2 protein-coding genes are annotated in these 2,751 nt (G+C 68.7%); both read left to right on the plus strand.

Translation table 11 applies throughout. The features are described from left to right. Positions 1-23 precede the first annotated feature (23 nt). Positions 24-1,814, plus strand: coding sequence for a KR domain-containing protein (locus tag GWK61_RS53790; protein ID WP_323748193.1), 1,791 nt, complete (start codon positions 24-26; stop codon positions 1,812-1,814). Positions 1,815-1,847: 33 nt separating this feature from the next. Next, positions 1,848-2,751: beta-ketoacyl synthase N-terminal-like domain-containing protein (locus tag GWK61_RS53795; RefSeq protein WP_194922163.1), on the plus strand; the 904-nt coding region annotated here is incomplete at its 3' end.

A 2,751-nucleotide genomic window follows, 5' to 3' on the forward strand; every position in this document is an offset into this window, starting at 1 on the left:
GTCGGGGGTTGTCGCCGGATCGGGTGGGTGATTCGCGGTCGTTGGGGTTTGTGGAGCGGTTTGCGGGTGTGCGGGATCGGGGTGGGTTTGATGTGGTGGTGAATTCGTTGGCCGGGGATTTCGTGGACGCCTCGTTGGGGTTGCTGCGGCGGGGCGGCCGGTTTGTGGAGTTGGGCCGGACGGATGTGCGGGATGCCGGCCGGGTGGCTGAGGAGTTCGCCGGAGTTGTGTATCAGGCATTTGATTTGTTGGATGCGGGGTTGGATCGGATCGGGGAGATGTTGGGGGAGCTGCGCGGGTTGGCGCAGGAGGGGTTGGTGGGTCCGGGTTCGGTGTCGGTGTGGGATGTGCGGCGTGCCGGGGAGGCGTTGCGGTTTTTGAGTCGGGCTCGGCATGTGGGGAAGGTGGTGTTGTCGGTTCCGGCGCCGTTGCCGACTTCCGGTTCGGTGGTGGTTTCCGGCGGCACCGGGGTGTTGGGCGGGTTGGTGGCGCGGCGCCTGGTGCAGGTTCACGGGGTGCGCAGCCTGATCCTGGTCGGGCGTCAGGGTCTGGGCGTGCCGGGGATGTCCGAGACGGTGCAGGCCCTGGAAGCACTCGGAGCCACCGTCACCGTCGTCGCCGCCGACGTCGCGGAGCGATCCGGAGCGCAGGCGGTGTTGGACGCCGTGCCCGCCGGCTCGTCCGTCACCGGCGTCGTCCACGCGGCGGGTGTCCTGGACGACGGCGTCGTCGGCAGCCTGTCCAGGGAACGGCTGGACGGCGTGCTCGGCCCGAAGGTCGACGGCGGCTGGTGGCTGCACGAGCTGACGGCGCGGCTGGACCTCGAAGCGTTCGTGGCGTTCTCGTCGGCCGTGGGGACGGTGGGCGGCGCGGGCCAGGCCGCGTACGCCGCGGGCAACGCGTTCCTCGACGCGCTGATGACGTGGCGACAGTCGCGGGGCCTGCCCGGGGTCTCCCTGGCTTGGGGCCTGTGGGAGCAGAGCAGCGAGATGACGAAGCACCTGTCGTCGGGCGACATCGCCAGGATGGGGCGGATCGGAGCGGGCGCCCTGTCCACGGACGAGGGCCTGACGCTGTTCGATCGGTTGTGGCGCGGGGCGCGACCCGTGGTGGTGCCGATGCGGCTGGATGTCAGTGCACTGCGTCGACGGGCGGCTGCCGGCGAGGCGGTGCCGGCAGTGTTCTCCTCGCTTGCGGGTTCGGCTGAGCCGACCGGTTCGGGAGTCGCGGTCGGTCGTGCGGGTGCGGGTGCGGGCGCCGGCGGGAGTTGGGCCGACCGTCTGGCGGAGCTGGGTGCCGACGAGCGGCAGGCGGCCATGGCTGATCTCGTGCGGGCGCAGGTGGCCGCAGCCCTCGGGCACGGTTCGGGCGAACGGGTCGCGCTGGAGCGTCCGTTCAAGGACCTCGGTCTGGACTCGCTCACGGCGGTCGAGCTGCGCAACCGGCTCAGCAGCGTCACCGGCGTCCGCCTGCCCGCGTCCCTCGTCTTCGACCACCCCAGCCCACGCGCCCTGACCACTCACCTCCTCACCCTGCTCGCGCCCCCGGAGCCGGACCCCGTCGATCGGATCCTGAGCGGTCTGACCCAGATCGAGGCCTTGTTCGCCGAGGAGGACGAGAAGGACCTGGGCACCGGTGAGACGCGAGCGTCCATCGACGCGCGAGTACGGAGTCTGCTTCGCGCATGGAACGGGATCTGCCGCCCGGACGCTCCCGACGGTGGGACCGAGCAGGCCCCATCCTTCGAGTCGGCGAGCGACGACGAGCTGTTCGAGGCCTTCGACACCGCGTTCGGGCGTTCTGAGTCCTCCTGAATCCGAGCCCTCCTGAGAGAGGTATGTGATGCGATGGCCGACGACGAAAAGCTCCGCGAATACCTGAAGCGGGCGATGGCTGACCTGTACCAGGCGAACCGGCGCGTGCGCGAGCTGGAGGAGAAGACCGCCGAGCCGTTGGCGGTGGTGGGTATGGCGTGTCGTTTTCCCGGGGGTGTGGAGTCGCCGGAGGATCTGTGGGCTCTGGTGCTCGGGGAGCGGGACGCGGTTGACGAGTTTCCTGCGGATCGCGGGTGGGATCTGCGGGGTCTTTACGATCCGGATCCGGATCGGGTGGGGCATTCGTATACGCGTTCGGGTGGGTTTCTGCTTGATGCTGGTGGGTTTGATGCGGAGTTCTTTGGGATTAGTCCGCGTGAGGCGTTGGCGATGGATCCGCAGCAGCGGTTGTTGTTGGAGACGGCGTGGGAGGCGGTGGAGCGGGCAGGGCTGGATCCGATGGCACTGCGCGCGACTCGCACAGGGGTTTTTACCGGCGTTATGCATGAGGACTATGGCGTTGGGGCGTTCGGCGGGGTTGAGGGGTATTTGGCGACGAGTACTTCGACGAGTGTCGCGTCGGGTCGTATCTCGTATGTGTTGGGGTTGGAAGGTCCCGCGGTTTCCGTGGACACTGCCTGCTCCTCGTCGTTGGTGGCGTTGCATTTGGCGGGGCAGGCGCTGCGGGCCGGGGAGTGCGACCTGGCACTGGCCGGCGGCGCGACCGTAATGGCGTCCCCCGTGGGATTCGTGGCTTTCAGCCGGCAGCGGGCGTTGTCTGCGGATGGACGGTGCAAAGCGTTTGCCGCAGGTGCGGATGGGACTGGTTGGGCTGAGGGTGTTGGTTTGTTGGTGTTGGAGAGGTTGTCGGATGCGCGGCGTGCTGGGCGTCGGGTGTGGGCGGTGGTTCGGGGGAGTGCGGTCAATCAGGATGGGG

The sequence above is a fragment of the Catenulispora rubra genome (genome assembly GCF_015356825.1).
In the GTDB taxonomy this organism is placed as follows: Bacteria; Actinomycetota; Actinomycetes; order Streptomycetales; family Catenulisporaceae; genus Catenulispora; species Catenulispora rubra.